Below are 15,891 nucleotides of genomic sequence, written 5' to 3' on the forward strand. Positions count from 1 at the left end.
TCCGCTGCCGCTTCCGCGCCGATGCGCATGCACGGCGCACGAAAGCGGCAGGGGAAAAAGGCGAAGCGCGGCCGACAGGGCGGCGCTTCGCTCAAAGCCGGCGGACCCCGAGGCCCGCCGGCGACTCAATCGCGCATCACTGGTTGATCCGTACGGCGAAGGTCAGGGTGGCCGTGCCGCTCGGGGCCACGGTGTTGGCCGCGCTGCCGCAGCTCACCGCGGTGGCGGTCTGCGCGTAGGCCAGGGCCGTTCCGCTCACACCCGTGGAGACGCACCGCGTGGCCACCGGGGGCTGCGTGGGGCTCATCGTGGTGTACGCGGGCGCCGCATCGTTGATCGCGATGTTGGTGACCGGCGCGCTGCCTTCGTTGGTGGCAACGATCTGGTAGACGATGCACTGGCCGGGCTTCAGCGACAGGGGCGTCGCGGCGAAGGCGGCGTCCGCCGTGCCGTCGCAGGCGACGTCGGGGGCCTGCGCCTTGACGACGCGCAGCTGGCCCGTGATCACGGTGCTGACGTCGGTGGCCGACGGCGCGCCGCAGTTCGGGGCCGGGTCCGTGAACGTCGCCGTCACGGTCGCGGTGTCGGTCGCGCCCGCGCTGGCACCGCCCGGAGCGAACACGCGCACCAGCAGCTTCTGCGTTGCACCGGCCGCGAGCGGCCCTGCGATCGGGCCGGTGACCAGGGTGTCGCCCGCATTGATCTGGCCGTCGCCATTGACGTCGAGGTAGATCGCGGTGGTCCAGCCCAGCGTGGCATCGCCCGCCGGCACGGTGGCCGTGAGCTGGTACGCGCCGCAGCTCTGGTTGCCGGTGTTGGTCAGCGTGTGCGCATAGACGACCGTGCCGCCGGGAGCGACCTGGCCGACGTTGTTCGGCGTGAGCGTTGCGCCCAGCGTCTGTGCGGTGGTCACGGTCACGGCGTCGAGCTTGACGTCGGACACGAGCACGCCGGTCGATGCCACGGCAGTGGATTGCACGCGGAAGTAGATCGCCTGGGCGGTCACCGGCGTCTGCGTTGCAGGCGGCGTCACGCAGGCGTCGACCTGCTGCTGCGCGCCGGCAGCCACGGACACACTGGTGATCGCTGCAGCGGTACAGGTACCGCCCGCGGCCACGAACTTCACGCTCCAGCCCGCCGGCAGCGTGCCCGGGAAGCTGGTCGACTGGCTGGCTGCCAGGCTGTAGGTTTGCGTTGCAGGGCCGGTTCCATCGTTGTTCTTGACGAACAGCGTGAAGATCGTGCCGGTGCCCGCTGGCGTGGTGTTGGTCGTGGTCGGCTGCGGGCTCGGGCCCGGGCCAAGGTCACCGCCGCCGACCGAACCGGAACCAGTACCGGCAGCGCTGTTGGTCAGGTCGACGAGTGAACCGACAACCACCGTGACGCGGTCGAGCGTCGCATCGAGCTTGGTCGCATCGCCCGCGGAGCGGCCGGTGACGACCGCGTCGAACGGACCGGAACCTACCGTGGCGCTGGCCGGCACATTGGCCTGCACGACGACGTTGACGCTGCCGCCGACCGGAATCGGGCCGGTGTCGGGAACGCCGTCGCCCGTGGTATCGAGCAGCGGCGTCACGCCGTCGGCCGCGAACAGCAGGAAGGTCGTGCCTGCCGGGAAAGTCCCGTTCGCGATGCTCAGGTTGACGCTGTCCACGCCGCTGCCGGCGTTGAACACGGTCTGCGCGAACTTGACGCTGCCGCCGGCAACGACCGAAGGCCGCGTGGTGGTGTCCGCCGCGGTGCCGTTGGGCGTGCCAGCCACCGTGTCGACCGCCGTCGCAGCCGTCGAGGGGTTGGTACCCAGCACGATGCCGTAGCTGGCCGTGACCGTGTAGGCCGCCGGATTGGTGCTCGAACCCAGGGTGCCGATGGCCGCGGCCGTGGCGGCCGGGGAATCGGTCGGGTTGTACTGGCCCACGTTGGTGGTGGTCGAGGTGCCGACCACCGCCGTGTTGTTCACCAGCACCACGAAGCTGATCGTCTGCGTGACGTTCTGGCCCAGCGAAGCGACCACGGCGTTCAGCGTGTTGCCGGTCACCTGGAAGTCGATGCCGGCCGGATCGCCGGCGGCACCGTCACCCAGCGCGACGCCTGGTGCACTGCTCCAGACGGCGGAGCCCGCAACGTACGTGAGGCCCGATGGCAGCGTGTCCGACAGGGCGAACTTGCCGGGCGCTCCGCCGGTGTTGTTGAAACTGAGCGTGTAGACCGTGTACTTGCAGGTGGCGCTCGAAGCCAGGCCGGCCGCCCACGTCGTCGAGCAGGTAGCCGACGAGGAACGCGGACCGCCGGTGCTCGCGAGCGGCCAGGCCGCGCCGCCGGGACCGGCGACAGCCGGAGCACCGATCGACTTGGTGGCATTGAACGCAGCCACGGTGGTCAGGTTCACCTGGTCCTTGTCCGCCGCCGAGGTGTTCGGCGCCGTGTACAAGGCCGGCGTGCCGGGAACGGCAGTGATGGTGGCCGTGTCGAAAGGCGTCGTCGGCGTGGTGGCCGTGCCAGGAATGGTGTACGCCACCACGAACTGGAAGGTGCCGTTGTTGCCCGGCACGTTCTGCGCGGGCACGTTGCAGACCGCGGCGGAGGTGGCGGTACACAGCGGCGTGGTGCCGTCGGGTACGCCGTCGCCGTTGGTGTCGGGGTAGACCTCGACCTTCGAGAAAGCGTTGGTATCGGCGTCCACCGTGATGGTGAAGCTGTCCGTGCCGTTGCCGGTGTTGGTCAGGGTGTGTGGCGCGTAGACCACCGAGCCCGCGGCACCCAGCTTGGTGTTGACGACCGTGGTCGTGACCTGGTTGACCGTGTCCAGCGTGAAGGAGCCCACCTGCTGCACCGTGGTCTGCACCAGGTTGGAGGTTGCCAGCTGCGTTGTCCCGGCGGAATCCGAATAGGTGGCCGAAGCCTGGTTACCGATGACGGTGTTGGCGGGCGGCGGCGCGGCAAGGACGCTCGAGCTTCCGAACAGGAAGCCCAGCGACAAAACTGCGGCGCCCGCCCAGGTGGCGTTCGGCCTGAAGCCGACGCCCTTGGCTGGCAAGATGGGACTCACGTGGTTTCTCCTCGGTTGTTGTCAAAAAAAGGGACAAAAAAATCCCGGCCCCGTCCGCGAACGGAACATCAGCCGGGTTGCGTGTGATCAGCGGAATGAACCCAAGAAAGAGACCGCTGTCCGGGTGATCAGCGCGCGGGAGCGGGCTGCACCGTGACGGCGGGTGCCTGCACTGCCGCGGCGGCGGCCTTGGGAGCAGGCGGCACGACGACCTCGACCTTGGCGCGCGCGCTCACGGCAGTCACGCCGTTGGCGGGCAGCTGGCCGAGCGTCCAGCGCAGCGCGCGGTAGTCGCTGTAGGGCACCGGTTCGGTCTTGTTGCCGTCGGCCTTGCGCATCAACGGCTCGGCCCCGTAGACGCCATCCTTGGCGGCCGCCTTGACCAGCGCCGCGCCGGGCTTGGCACTGCGGGGCAGGTATTCGAGCCCCTCGGGAATCGGCAGGTCGGCAACCAGGCCGGAAACCGCCTTGCCGGTGTTGTTGGTGTACGTGGCGCGGTATTCGAGGATGTCGCCCGGCTTCACCGAGGAGGCTTCCAGCAGTTGCTCCTTGCCGTCGGCGGTTTTCACGACCTTGTGCTGCGTGAGCGCTACGGCAACGGTCTTGCTGCCGGCACCAGCCTCCGGCGAGGCGACGCGCTGCGCCGCCGCAGGCGCCATCAGGCAGGCCGCCATGAGCACGCCGGCCGCCATGCGGACCGCAAGTCCCGGGAAACCGCCCGTGCGGGGGCGGAAAAAGGATTGAGTAGATTTTTCAGTGGGCACGAATGCTTGCTCCGGGTTCGAAAGTCACAGGCATGCCGGTCCATCGCCGGCGAGGGAAACAGCAGCTCGGGCTGCAAGGGACAGGAATTTCTTTGCGATTCAGGGGCAGGAAGGGCTCGCCTTCGGCCCAGTTGATACATTTATTTCCAACCGTTAATTATGTAAGTGATCTACCATTTTTCTACTAGAAAAGTTCCACTTTTGGATCGGGACCCATGGTTCCAGCCAGAACAACCAAGCACGGGCCTCTAGAAAATCGGGCTAAATTCCCTCAATTCCCTCACTTTTGCCTCCAAATTTCGTCATCGAGAGAGGTCGGTCACGGCATCGCTGGTTGACGCAAACGCACAACAGCGCGCGCGGAATAGCAGTCAACGACTTTGCGGAAAAAATGTGAAAAAAGCGCATTTCCTTCAAGCACCCGACGACGGGCGACCGGCCGGCTGCTTCAGGGCGCCAAGCAGGTAATCGGCAAAAGCCCTAACCTTCCGGGAATTTCGCTTGCCCGGGAGATACATGAGATCGAATTCCATCGGCCTCAATTCGAGCGTCGGAAATGCAACCTGAAGCGATCCGTCTTCTATATTGGGTTTTGCCAGAATCAGGGGAATCAAGGCAATGCCCTTGCCCGCGCAGGCAAGCCTCAAAAGCAATTCCGGATCGTTGGAGCGGAACAGGCCGATGGGCTGCACGCTGTGCTCTCGGGAAACAATCGGAATGATCATTTCCTGGCCGGCGCGCTCGGTGTCGCACGTCAGGAAAGTGTGCTGCGCCAGGTCTTCCAGATCCTTGATTTGGGGACGCCGTTCGAGGTAGGACGGCGCTGCGCATAGCACGAGCGGCTCGCTCGCGACGCGGCGCGCCACGAGGTCTTCGCACCCTTCGCGGCTCGCCCGGATGAGCACGTCGGCCTCCTCGCGGGAAAGATCCACCTTGTGGGATCCCAGGCGCACCGTGATTTCGAGCCGGGGATGCGCGGCCATGAAAGCGGGAAGATGCGGCGCCAGCAGAGCCCGGCCGAAATAGCTGGAGGCCGAGACGCGAAGCCGCCCCCTGAGGTCGTCGCTCGTGCTCGCGCGCTGCGCCATTGCATCGTCGACCGCGATAAGAATGTCACGCGCAGCCGATAAAAAAGAGCGCCCTTCGTCGGTCAATCCAAATCGATGCGCACTGCGGTGCATCAATAAATGCCCGAGCGTCGATTCAAGTCTTTTGAGCTGCCTGGATGCGGTGGCTTTGGGAATTCCCAGCGCCCCGGCTGCGTGCGTCAAGCCCCCGGCCTCAACCGCTTTCACGAAAAGGCGGACATCCGGCAATATCAAATCCTGCGCGCTCGACTTCGAATTCGGATTTTCGGCTCGAACGTCAACATCATTTAAAGACATCTTCATCATCTCTCAGTGATCCAATGGCTTCCCATGCCTGGATGGTCTCAAGAGCGATTTGGTTCGTCTTACAAATGTGAGATTTGGTGATAAACTATTAACAGTTGTTACCACTCACTTCATTTGCCTGGTCACCGCCAGTCTTCGTGGGCGCCAAGGCTGCAGCCGCTCGCAGTCGAGGCTCCGCATTCGGTACCGGACACCGACAACCGAACTCATGCGTATCGCCGTACTCGAAGACGAGCCCGACCAGTTGGCTCAATTGGTCCGCGTGCTGCAAGAGCAGTTCACGCAGGGAGACGTCACCAGCACCTGCGTTGCGTTCGCCGACGGGCTTTCGCTGCAGAGAACGCTGCGCCGCGAAACCTTCGACCTGATCGTGCTGGACTGGAACGTGCCGGGGCTTGACGGCGCCGAGCTGCTGCAGTGGCTGCGCACCTGGCAGAAGAGCCCGGTGCCCGTCCTGATGCTGAGCTCGCGGTCTTCGGAGCGCGACGTGGCAAAAGCCCTGGGCCTCGGCGCCGACGACTACATGGTCAAGCCTGTGCGCCTGCTGGAACTGCGGGCGCGCCTGCAGCGCCTGCTGAAGAGAAGCCACTCGCTCGAGCCGTCCGACCGGAGACATTTCGGGCGCTGGGAGTTCGACCAGGTTTCGCACAGCGTTCTGATCCATCCGGAGCACGACGACGGCGCACCGCCGCGGCGCCAGGAACTTTCGAGCCGCGAGTTCAAGCTCGCGCTGATGCTGTTCCAGAACATCGGCCACGTGGTTTCGCGCGCGCACCTGCTCGAAAGCGCAGGCTACGACGGAGACCTGCCCTCGCGCACGCTGGACATGCACATCTACCGGCTGCGCAACAAGCTCGAGCTCGAAGCCGCGCAGGGGCTCACCTTGCGCACGGTCTATGGGCGAGGCTATTGCCTCGACGCCACGCTGGAAGCGGCCGCCTGAACCGTGGACCCGCGAAACTCGATGCAGCGATCGAGTGATCGCGAGCGCCTCCCCACCCGAACGCGCGCACGTGCAATGGTCGCGCGGCTGCTGATTGCGCTGCTGCTGCCCGCCGCCATGCTGTGGCTCGTCGATCGGCCCGGCTGGCTGCAAATGCTCGACACGATGGTCTACGACTCCGTGCTGCCGCTCGCCGCGCCCCCGCCGTCGCCGGACATCCTGATCATTGCGATCGACGAGCGAAGCTTGCGCGAGTTGGGACGCTGGCCCTGGCGGCGCGAAACCTATGCACGGCTTCTGGAGCAACTCGCACCGGCAGCACCCCGAGCAGTGCTGCTCAATCTGTTCCTGACAGAACCCAGCCCCGATGCCGGAGACGACGAGCAATTGGCCCGGGCCATGGATCGCTTGCCCGTCTACCTGCCGATGCTGCGCGACAGCGGCACTGCGCCTTCGCCGGGCCGCTGGTCGGGCTTCCTGCCGCCCTTGCCGGTGTTCGCCGCCCATGCGCGCGGTGTCGGCCATGCGGAGCTGGCGCTCGATGGGGACGGCGTGTCGCGCACGCTGTATCTGCGCGAAGGTCCGGCTGGCCGTGGTCAATATTACGTGGGCGCGCTGATGGCCGGGTACGGGTCGGCGGCCGAGCTCGAAGCCGAGCCTGCAGCGATCGCGCCTGGCGCCTGGAAGCACGAGCAACCCGTGCGCATGTTCTTCGCCGGGGCCCGGGGCAGCTACCGCACGGTGTCCTATGCGAGCGTTCTGCGCGGCGAGGTGCCGGCCGCGCTGCTGCAGGGCAAGCTGCTGCTGGTCGGCGCCACGGCGCACGGCCTGGGCGGCCAGGTGCCGACGCCGAACGCGGGCGTCGCCGCACTGCCGGGCATCGAGGTGCATGCCAACCTGATCGACGGACTGCTGCACGGCCGCAACGTGCGCATGCCGGCACCGCTGGCATATGCCGCCTGGACCACCTTGCCGATCTGGCTGGTGCTGTTGCTCCTGGTGCATGCCAGGCGCCATGCGCTGGTATTCATTTCCGGCCTCGCGCTCTCGTGGCTGCTGCTCTGCGTGCTGGCCATGCCGTTGCTGCACTGGTGGCTGCCGCCGGCGGCCCCCATCCTCGGCATGCTGGCGCTCTACCTGCTGTGGAGTTGGCGCCGGCTCGAATCGCAGTTCGTCTACTTCCGCCAGCGCGCGAGAACACTCGACAGCCTGCCAGCGAGCGCTTTCCAGGCGCTGGCGGCCCTGGCCCTCCCGATGCAGGCTCCGCCGGCAAATCCGCAGCAGGCGCTCGACCGCGCGATTGCGCGAATCGGCCGCATGCAGACGCTGATGGACGAGGCGCTCCAGATCATGCCGGCAGCCGTGCTGATCTGCGATGACACCGGCTGCATCGGCTCGAGCAATGCCGCGGCGCAGCGACTGCTCGACGAAACCTTGCGCGCCACCATGCACGCCCCGGCACGGCCGCCCCACGGCATGCACCTGCCGACCCTGCTCGGCAGCCTTGGCGGCGTTGCGAGCGAGGGCATCGAAGCCGTCGGCGCCCACTGGAGCGAGGATCTGCGGCGCGAGTACCGGACATCCGACGGCCGCATCTTTCAGCTCGAAGCCGAAGCCTTCGGCACCACCGAAGCCGGCGATCGCAACTGGATCGTCGTGCTGCCCGAAATGACCGCCGAGCGCGAGGCGCAGAACCAGCGGGAAGAATGGCGCCGCCTGCTGTCGCACGATCTGCGCAGCCCCCAGATGACGATCCTCAGCCTGCTGTCGATGCACAGGCCCACGGAAAGCATCGACGTGCTGCTGCACGCGGTGCGCCGCGAAGCCGAGCGCACCGTGAGCCTGGCGGAAGGATTCATGGACTTCGTGGAAGCAGGCTCCGACGACTACAGCATGGAAGACACCCACCTCGGCACCGTGCTGCTCGACGCGCGCGACCAGGTCTGGCCGTATGCGCGCGCCAGCCAGGTGCAGATCGAGACCCGCATCAGCGACGCCGATGAACTCGCCATGCATGCCGACGGTGTGCTGCTCACTCGCGCGATCGTGAACCTGCTGAACAACGCCATTCGCCACAGCGCCGCGGGCGGGCGCATCACGCTGTGCCTCGCGGCCGAGCCCGGCGCCGGGGCAGAGGAAGATGCGCGGGCCTTCATCGCGGTCAGCGACGACGGCGAGGGCATGTCCCATGCGCAACTGAACGGCCTCCTGAACGGAACGCGGCCGCCGCGCAGCAACGACGAGGTGACGCATGGTTCGGCCGACGAACCCCATGCACCCATCAGGCGCCGGGGCATGGGACTGGGCTTTGCGGTGGTGCGCACGGTGCTGCGGCGCCATGGCGGGCACATCGAGGCCGCGAGTGCGGCCGGCGCGGGCACGACCTTCTGGATCAGCCTTCCGCTTCGCGGCAGCTTGCCCTGAAATCGTGCGGCGGCCTCACTCCGGCTGGATCCCCGCCTCCTTGACGACCTTGCCCCACTTGGCGAGGTCTGACTTGATCAAGGCGGCGTATGCCTGTGGCGTTCCGCCCTGGATCTCGACGCCGACAGCCTCCAGCTTGGCCCGGACATCGGGCAGCTTCAGCGCCGCGTTGATTTCGGCATTGAGCCTCGCGACGATCGCCTGAGGCGTGCCGGCAGGAGCCAGGAACCCGCCGTTCGTGTTCGCGTCGTAGCCCTTGAGCCCCTGTTCGTCCGCGGTCGGCACGCCGGGCAGGGACACTGTTCGCTTGCGGGTCGACACCGCGATCGCCAGCGCGTTGCCGGCCTTCACCTGCGACTGGATGGCGCTGATCGTGTCGATGAACAGCGCAGTGCGTCCGGCCAGCAGATCGGGGTGGGCGGCGGAAGAGCCCTTGTACGGGACCAGCAGCATCTGCACGCCGCTGGCCATGCGGAACATCTCGGCGGCCATTTCCTGTGCACTGCCGCGACCGGAGGTGGCGACCTTGGCCTGGTCGGGGTTGGCCTTCATCCAAGCCACGAACTCGGGCAATGTCCTGGCCGGGATTCGCGGGTAGATGGCAAACACCAACGGAACCTCGTGGGTGTAGATGATCGGCTCGAAGCTCTTCTCCGGATCCCAGCTCAGGTTCTTGAACAGGAACTTGTTGATGTTGTGGCTGCCGCCCACGATGCCGATCGTGTAGCCGTCGGGCGCCGATTTGGCGAGGACGTCGGTGCCGAGATTGTTGGATGCGCCGGGCCGGTTGTCGACGATCACCGGCTGCCCCATCGACGCCGCCAGCTTGTCTCCGACGACACGCGCAATGGTGTCGATCGCGCCGCCCGGCGGGGCGGGCACAATGATCTTGATGGCACGGCTCGGATAGGCCTGGGCCGACGACAGGGATGGCACCACGGCCAGGGACGCCGAGACGGCGAGGATCTTGAACAGGGCTGCGAGTTGCATTGGTGTGTCTCTCTCTCTCTTTTGTTGATAGGTAAATCGTCATGAAGCCCCGGCGAACTCACCGATGGCCAGGGCTGCGCGTTCGCCCTGGCCTCAGGTGGTCAGGCTCATCGCCGGACGTTCTCCTGCCAAGGCCTGGGCGATGCTTTCGAGCACCATCTCGGCCATTGCGGTCCGGGTTTCCCAGGTGGCGCTGGCGCGGTGGGCCTGCAGGGTCACGCGGTCGGACTGGCGAAGCGCAAGGGGAACGCGGGGTTCGTCGACGAACACGTCCAGGCCCGCGCCGGCAATCCGCCCTGCGGCCAGCGCCCTTGTCAGGTCGTCCTCGTTGACCAGTCGGCCGCGCGCAACGTTGACCAGGAAGCCGCGTGGGCCCAGGGCGTCCAGCACGGCCGCGTTGACGATGCCTTCGGCCTTGTCCGCCGCCGCGCAGAGCACCAGCGCATCGGAATTCCGCGCAAGTTCCACCAGGTCCGCGACAAAGCCGTGGGCAACATCGTTCATGGGGCGCAGGTCGGTGTAGGCGATCGGACAGCCGAAGGCCGCTGCCCGAGCCGCGACGGCGCGCCCCACGCGCCCCATGCCGACGATGCCCACGCGCATGCCGCTGAACCGCCGCGCAAGCGGGATGGCGCTCGGCTGGGGGAAGCGCTCCCACTGGCCGTCGCGCACGAAGCGGTCCCCGGCGCACAGCCCTCGGCAGGCGGCGATCAGCAATCCGATCGCGAGATCGGCCACGTCCTCGGTCAGCGCGCCCAGGGTTGCCGTAACGGGCAGACCGCGGCCGCGGCAGTACTCCAGGTCCACGGCATCGGTGCCGACGCCATTGATGGCCACGACCTTGAGGCCGGGCAACTGTTCCAGCATGCCGCGCGAAATACCGGTGTGCCCTCCGGTGATCACTGCGTCGATGGATGCGCCATGTTCGCGCAGCCAGGCTTCCTGGCCTGCGGTCTCGAAGTATTTGTGAACGGTGTAGCGCGCCGCGAGCTTGTCGTTGACCGAGGGGATCAGGATCGGATTGAGTTGCAGGACCTGGGGATTCATATCGAATTCGTTCAATGGATGCGGTGTTTTCAAGGCTGGAGGCATGCTAGTTATTGATTGATGAAGTCGTCAATATTGATATATAAAATCAACATATTTGGACTCACGCACCCGACCATGGCTTCCTGGATTTCGATGGACGAGGCCTGCCGCCTCCTCGGGGTGCAGCCCCAGACGGTTTACGCCTACGTCAGCCGCGGCAAGCTGGAAGTCGCGCCCGACCCGGCTGACGCACGCCGCAGCCTGTATCGCGCCGAGGACGTTGCCGGCCTGGCCAGACGCAAGCAGGCCGGCCGCAAGCACGAGACGCTGGCAGCCAACACGCTCTTCGGCTCGGAGCCCAGCATCCCGACGGCCCTTTGCGCCTTCTTTCGCGGGCGCCCGTACTACCGGGGCGAGGACGCCGTCGGCCTGGCCCGGACGGCCACCCTCGAAGACGTCGCGCAGCTGCTGTGGGAGGCCGAGCAACCCGTCGACTTTTCGTGCGCCACCGCAATGCGCTCGGGCGCGTCTGGGCGGGTAGCCGCCTTCACTGCGTTGGCGGGCCTGGCGGCCACCGGGCACTCCACGCGTGGACGCCTGACCCGGGTGCTGCACGCCGAGGGCCAGGCTTTGGTGGGTGCAGTGGCCAACGCGTTCGGCGCCGAGCCAGGACATGGGCCGCTGCACCTGCGCTTTGGGCAGGGATGGAAGCAACCGCCCGAGGTCGCCGAGTTGCTGCGAACCGCCATGGTGCTGCTGGTCGACCACGAGTTGACCAGTTCGGCGTTCGTGGCGCGCATTGCGGCATCGACGGGCGCCTCCTTGCCGGCATGCCTGCTGGCCGGACTCACCACCCTATCGGGCCCCTTGCATGGCGATGCCTCGGGCCGCGTCCAGGCGCTGTTCGGCGAAGTGGAGCGACTGGGCGAGGACCAGGTGGTGGCGCACTACCTGTCGACCGGCTTGCCATTGGCCGGGTTTGGCCACCACCTCTATCCCGAAGGCGATCCTCGCGCAGCCGCCCTGCTGGCGTTGTTCGAGCCCCCGGAGGTGATCGCGCGCTTCATCCATAAAGTGACGCGTCTGACCGGATTGCATCCCAACATCGACGTGGCCCTGGCCGCGCTGGTCGCGGTCCATCGACTGCCCGCCGACGCGGCCTTTGGCCTGTTCGCGACGGCGCGCAGTGTCGGGCTGTTGGCGCACAGCCTGGAACAACTGGGCGTGGCGCAAGTGATCCGCCCGCGCGGACGCTATGTGGGTCCGATGCCCGACTTGGCGCAGCACGCACGGCCCCCGTATCAGCGCCTGTAGGCGCCGGTCGATCACGCCCACCGGAAATGAAGTGATAAAGGCGTGCTGCGTTCTCGACAAGAACGACACGAATTTCGTCTTCGGACAGCCACCGTGCGAGCAGATTGATCAAGACGGCGTCATCGGGCTTGCTCGACTCCGTGACGTGCGGCCAATCGGCACCCCAAACCAGCCGGTCGAGGCGGTCACCCGCAAGGTGGCGCACAAAGTCGTCGAGATCTTCATAGGCCGTCGAGTCGGGCGAGGCGATGTAGGGCGCCGACATCTTCATCCACACGCTGCCGCTGCCCATCATGCGCAGAAGGACGGCCTTCACGCGGTCCGACATCGCGGGCTCGGCATTGATGCGCGCGAAATGGTCGATGACCACGGGCACCGGCAGCGCGGTCAAGTAGCTACCGGTCAGACGCCATGTAGAGCTTGAACCGGCAACGCGTCTTGCCGTAGTTCACGCAGCCCCAGAACGGTGTCCCGCCCTCCTTGGGCTTTCTCTCCGCCATCTTCACACCGCAGTTCACGCAGGTCGGTTTCCAGTACTCGCCTTCATAGGCGACTGCGAGCAGTGCTTGTTGTTGCTCAGCCGTGCGCGTGCCAATGAGGCGCAGCAGGCCTGACCGATCTTGTGCGTTGATGCCATTGGCCTTGGCGAAGACCAACGCGTCGTCAGTGAATGTGGAGCTTGTAGCGAAGGTGCCGTATTGCAGGTCGTTGGCCTTGAGCACGCCGAAGAACTCGCGCAACTGCTGCACGCCGACAGGCTTGCGGCGCCAGTGCTTGCACTGAACGATCATCGGTTTTGGGCTGTGCGCCGAATAGAGCCAGATGTCGACGCCGCCGTCCGCGCCGTGAGACTGGCTCTCCGTACGCACGCCGGCCTGCCCGAACAGCGTTTCGCACAACGCCTCGAAGCGGCGCCACTCGATGTCCTCGAATACCTGAGGAGACCACGCCTGTTGAGGCGCATGGGCCGCCTCGCCGGTTTCGCCTGTGAGTTCTTTCTTCAGTGTGCTCAGCCATCCCGCCATACATCACCTCCGCCTCTTGAGGCACCAATGTAACGCAGTGTTGCAGCACTTCTCCGGGCCGGCTTGATGCCCAGTTGCGCCGCGGAGTAGCTACCGCCCCGGCTTCCGACCATCCTCCGCACGAATCCGCTGACCCCGGTCAACGCCTACCTGGTGGATGCTGACCAGCTCGCAGCGCCGCCAGAAACCCACGCCCTCCAGCGCCGTGGAAATGTCGATCTTCGCCAGCCGGTAGAACCCCAGGACCACCCCTTGCGCGAATGCGGAGATCAGTGGCTCCGCATGCCCCGCAACCCTGGAGCTGCCGCGGATCAGCTTGCCGCCAAGCTCCATGAGCTTGAGCGCGTGGCTCGACCCGGTTGCGGTGCTTTCCTTCGGCACCCGCAGGCACCAGAGCCTGGAGCCGAGCGTCCACACCGCGTGACGCGGCACCTCGTCGAACAGAGCCCCTTCGATCACGATCTGCCTTGCGCGGATCTCGCCGAAGTCGTGATGGTCCTGGCCATAGAAGAATTTGGCGAACTCATCGGCCTTTCTCTCCACGGCGCGGTCGCTGCGCGCCATCTTCTCTGCGGCTCTGAGGCCCGAGACATGCGCGACGAGAAAGCCCAGCTCGTCGGATGACATCCGGTGGCCGGACGCCATGCGGCGGTCATACCAGTCCGCCAACTGGGTCAAGGTCTTGCATTCCATGAAAGCCCTGTCGAAGGGCGTGTGTCGAGAGAAGCGGGAGTTCTGCTCCAGCTTGCCTTCTGGCCGTTTCATGGCAACGGTCCTCGATCCCCTCCCCCAACATCGACTCCGCCGCTGCCACCGCGAGCCGACAGCACAAAGGCTGCGCCCACGAGAAATATCCCGTTATTCATTTCAATCCATCCCTGATTGATTTTTTCGCTCCGGTCTTCGCCGTTGCTTGTCGGATCGTATCTCGAAAAGTCGCGTTACGACTATTCCATATCGGACTAGACGATTAGCGCATGTCCGTTTCCCTCTACCACGCTGAATACGAAGCGCTGCGCAACTTGATGCGCAGCGTTCGGGTGAAGGCCGGCCTAACGCAGGTGCAGATGGCCGAAGCCCTGGGCGTGGGCCAGTCCTACGTCTCCAAGCTGGAACGCGGTGAGAACTTCGTCGACGTGTTGCTGTTTGCTCGGTGGTGTTCGGCCTGCGGGGTCAAGCCAGGCAAGACCTTGGACAAATTGATAGGGACGCAGAACTAGCAGTCCAACGATCTGATCCCGAGAGCAGTTCGGCGGTTGCCGCCCTCGACTTGCAGAACCGAGTGCTAGCGCGGATCGCGAATCGGGAGCAAATCTTGGATGTGTGCAGCGACAATGCCAATCATGAGCCGCACCTCCGCTTTCGAATGGGATGACCTGCGTATTGCACTCGCCATCATGGAGAGCGGCACCTTGTCCGGTGCCGCAACCACGCTGCACGTGAGCCATCCAACGCTATCGCGCCGTCTGCAGCTGATGGAGCGGCGCCTCGGAACGCGGCTGTTCGAGCGTACCTCGGGAGGCCTTCGGCCGACGGAGGCGGGAGAAGAGGTCAGGGCGCTTGCGCTCCGCTTTCGAGACGAGATCGCCGGCCTGGAGCGCCGCGTCTGCGGGCGTGACGATGGCCATGACGGGCCGGTGCGTGTCACTGCCCCTGACGCTGTCTCCGAGTACCTGCTACCCGGTGTGCTGGCCGCTGTGTGCCGAACGCAGGTCGGATTGCAGCTCGAGCTTCATGTGTCCAACGATGTTGTTTCGTTGGCGCGGCGCGAGGCTGACATTGCACTTCGCGTGACCAGAGCACCACAAGAGACTTTGCGCGGACGCGAGGTCGGTACCGTCGCGATGGCGGTTTATGCACCGCGCCAGTTGACCGAGGCGGAAGAGGCCTCAGCGCCGTCCATCCGCCTGCCATGGGTCGGCTTCGACGCTGGCTTGGCCTGCAGTGCGCCTGGAATCTGGCTGGCGAGCAACGTTGCTCCCGACGAGGTGCGGTTTCGCGCGAACACCCTGCTGGGCGCCGCGCAAGCCGCACGCGCGGGAATCGGTTGCGCCGTTCTGCCTTGCTTCGTCGGCGGCTCGATCCCGGAACTCGTTCGCGTCGGTCCACCGCTGGACGAGCTGGCGCAGCCGCTGTGGCTGCTGATGCATGAGGACGTCGCGCGCGTGCCGCGCATGCGCCGTGCGAGCGCGGCGCTGTCCGAAGAGATCGCGAGATCGTCTCAGCTGATGTCAGGCCTCGACTGAAGTCGCCTCGGCGGTGACGAGTCGAGACATGTAGGAACCGCGCCCGGCCAGATAACGCATGAAGACCTGTCCGTATTCGGGCACCACGGCTGCGCGCACGCTTGGCCGCTCCGCCAGCTTGTGGCGATAGGCGGCTGTTGCCGGAAGCCCTTGAAGAAGGCGGAAGTCCGCCAATCGGTCGAAGGTTTCGAGTAGCCGGAAGATTGGTGCAAACGCGGCGTCTACCAGACCGAAGCGCTCGCCGCCGAAATACGGGCCGGCTCCAGCCAGCTGGCTCTCAAGCCGCGCGAAACGTCCAGCAAGCTCGGACCGTTCGCGTTCGAACGCTGCTTCTTCTGGCGCCATATAAAAACCAAACACATCTGCGATCACGGTCGAGGCGAACTCGGCCCATGCGCGGTGCCGAGCGCGATCCAGAGCGCGATCAGGCCACATCGGCGCCTGGCCGACGGTTGCTTCTTCGATGTACTCGCAGATGACGGCGGTCTCGAACACGGCCGTGTCGCCCACGCGCAGCAGCGGCACCTTGCCCAGTGGCGACAGTCGGATGAACCAGTCCGGCTTGTCTGCAAGGTCGATGTAGGTTCGCCTGGCTTCCAGGCCCTTCTCGGCAAGCTGGATGGCTGCCCGCTGCGTATACGGGCAAAGGATGTTACTGATGAGTTCAAAGTTGTGCATGCCATTTCCTTGTGGATGAGCACACGACGTTACGC

Annotated in this window: 13 protein-coding genes and 1 pseudogene; 5 read left to right on the plus strand and 9 right to left on the minus strand. The window is 65.8% G+C overall.

Going from position 1 to position 15,891, the window contains the following annotated elements; all coding sequences use genetic code 11:
- Positions 1–136 precede the first annotated feature (136 nt).
- The 3 genes from PMI12_RS23305 to PMI12_RS23315 all read right to left on the minus strand — a co-directional run bounded on the left by PMI12_RS23305 (position 137) and on the right by PMI12_RS23315 (position 5,207).
- Positions 137–3,049: a beta strand repeat-containing protein gene (locus PMI12_RS23305; RefSeq protein WP_007837346.1), complete on the minus strand. Its 2,913-nt coding sequence runs from the start codon at positions 3,047–3,049 to the stop codon at positions 137–139.
- Between the two features lie 128 nt (positions 3,050–3,177).
- Positions 3,178–3,741 carry a DUF11 domain-containing protein gene (locus tag PMI12_RS23310; protein WP_007837347.1) on the minus strand — a complete coding sequence of 188 codons (564 nt, stop codon included), beginning with the start codon at positions 3,739–3,741 and terminating at the stop codon, positions 3,178–3,180.
- 485 nt (positions 3,742–4,226) lie between these two features.
- On the minus strand, positions 4,227–5,207 hold the full coding sequence (locus PMI12_RS23315; protein WP_237726164.1) for a LysR family transcriptional regulator: 981 nt from the start codon (positions 5,205–5,207) through the stop codon (positions 4,227–4,229).
- A gap of 208 nt (positions 5,208–5,415) precedes the next feature.
- Here PMI12_RS23315 and PMI12_RS23320 point away from each other — a divergent pair, with 208 nt between their 5' ends.
- On the plus strand, positions 5,416–6,150 hold the full coding sequence (locus tag PMI12_RS23320; protein ID WP_007837353.1) for a response regulator transcription factor: 735 nt from the start codon (positions 5,416–5,418) through the stop codon (positions 6,148–6,150).
- Between the two features lie 21 nt (positions 6,151–6,171).
- Positions 6,172–8,574: a CHASE2 domain-containing protein gene (locus tag PMI12_RS23325; RefSeq protein WP_157632276.1), complete on the plus strand. Its 2,403-nt coding sequence runs from the start codon at positions 6,172–6,174 to the stop codon at positions 8,572–8,574.
- Positions 8,575–8,589: 15 nt separating this feature from the next.
- Here PMI12_RS23325 and PMI12_RS23330 read toward each other — a convergent pair whose 3' ends face one another.
- Both PMI12_RS23330 and PMI12_RS23335 read right to left on the minus strand, forming a co-directional pair.
- Positions 8,590–9,564 carry a Bug family tripartite tricarboxylate transporter substrate binding protein gene (locus PMI12_RS23330; RefSeq protein WP_007837361.1) on the minus strand — a complete coding sequence of 325 codons (975 nt, stop codon included), beginning with the start codon at positions 9,562–9,564 and terminating at the stop codon, positions 8,590–8,592.
- Between the two features lie 93 nt (positions 9,565–9,657).
- Entirely contained in the window at positions 9,658–10,611 is a 954-nt protein-coding gene (locus PMI12_RS23335) for a 2-hydroxyacid dehydrogenase (RefSeq protein ID WP_042674105.1), read from the minus strand.
- Positions 10,612–10,728: 117 nt separating this feature from the next.
- Between PMI12_RS23335 and PMI12_RS23340 the strand changes: the two genes are divergently transcribed.
- Positions 10,729–11,907: a citrate/2-methylcitrate synthase gene (locus PMI12_RS23340; RefSeq protein WP_042674108.1), complete on the plus strand. Its 1,179-nt coding sequence runs from the start codon at positions 10,729–10,731 to the stop codon at positions 11,905–11,907.
- Positions 11,908–11,995: 88 nt separating this feature from the next.
- Here PMI12_RS23340 and PMI12_RS29690 read toward each other — a convergent pair.
- The 3 genes and pseudogenes from PMI12_RS29690 to PMI12_RS23350 form a co-directional block, all read right to left on the minus strand.
- Positions 11,996–12,235 (minus strand): annotated as a pseudogene (locus PMI12_RS29690) (amidohydrolase family protein); the annotation flags it as partial.
- A gap of 67 nt (positions 12,236–12,302) precedes the next feature.
- A complete protein-coding gene (locus PMI12_RS23345; RefSeq protein ID WP_007837367.1) occupies positions 12,303–12,932 on the minus strand; it encodes a restriction endonuclease in 630 nt (209 codons plus the stop codon).
- A 90-nt stretch (positions 12,933–13,022) separates the two neighbouring features.
- The gene (locus tag PMI12_RS23350) at positions 13,023–13,697 is read right to left on the minus strand and encodes a hypothetical protein (RefSeq protein WP_007837370.1); all 675 of its coding nucleotides are present in this window, start codon (positions 13,695–13,697) and stop codon (positions 13,023–13,025) included.
- A 212-nt stretch (positions 13,698–13,909) separates the two neighbouring features.
- Here PMI12_RS23350 and PMI12_RS23355 point away from each other — a divergent pair, with 212 nt between their 5' ends.
- Together PMI12_RS23355 and PMI12_RS23360 are read left to right on the plus strand one after the other, a co-directional pair.
- Positions 13,910–14,152, plus strand: coding sequence for a helix-turn-helix domain-containing protein (locus tag PMI12_RS23355; RefSeq protein WP_007837372.1), 243 nt, complete (start codon positions 13,910–13,912; stop codon positions 14,150–14,152).
- A 123-nt stretch (positions 14,153–14,275) separates the two neighbouring features.
- On the plus strand, positions 14,276–15,178 hold the full coding sequence (locus PMI12_RS23360) for a LysR family transcriptional regulator (protein WP_042674124.1): 903 nt from the start codon (positions 14,276–14,278) through the stop codon (positions 15,176–15,178).
- Here PMI12_RS23360 and PMI12_RS23365 read toward each other — a convergent pair.
- Positions 15,164–15,856, minus strand: a complete 693-nt coding sequence (locus tag PMI12_RS23365) for a glutathione S-transferase family protein (protein WP_007837376.1) — start codon at positions 15,854–15,856, stop codon at positions 15,164–15,166. The genes PMI12_RS23360 and PMI12_RS23365 overlap by 15 nt on opposite strands.
- Between the last annotated feature and the right edge of the window lie 35 nt (positions 15,857–15,891).

Origin of the sequence: Variovorax sp. CF313 (genome assembly GCF_000282635.1) — a bacterium.
GTDB lineage: Bacteria > Pseudomonadota > Gammaproteobacteria > Burkholderiales > Burkholderiaceae_C > Variovorax.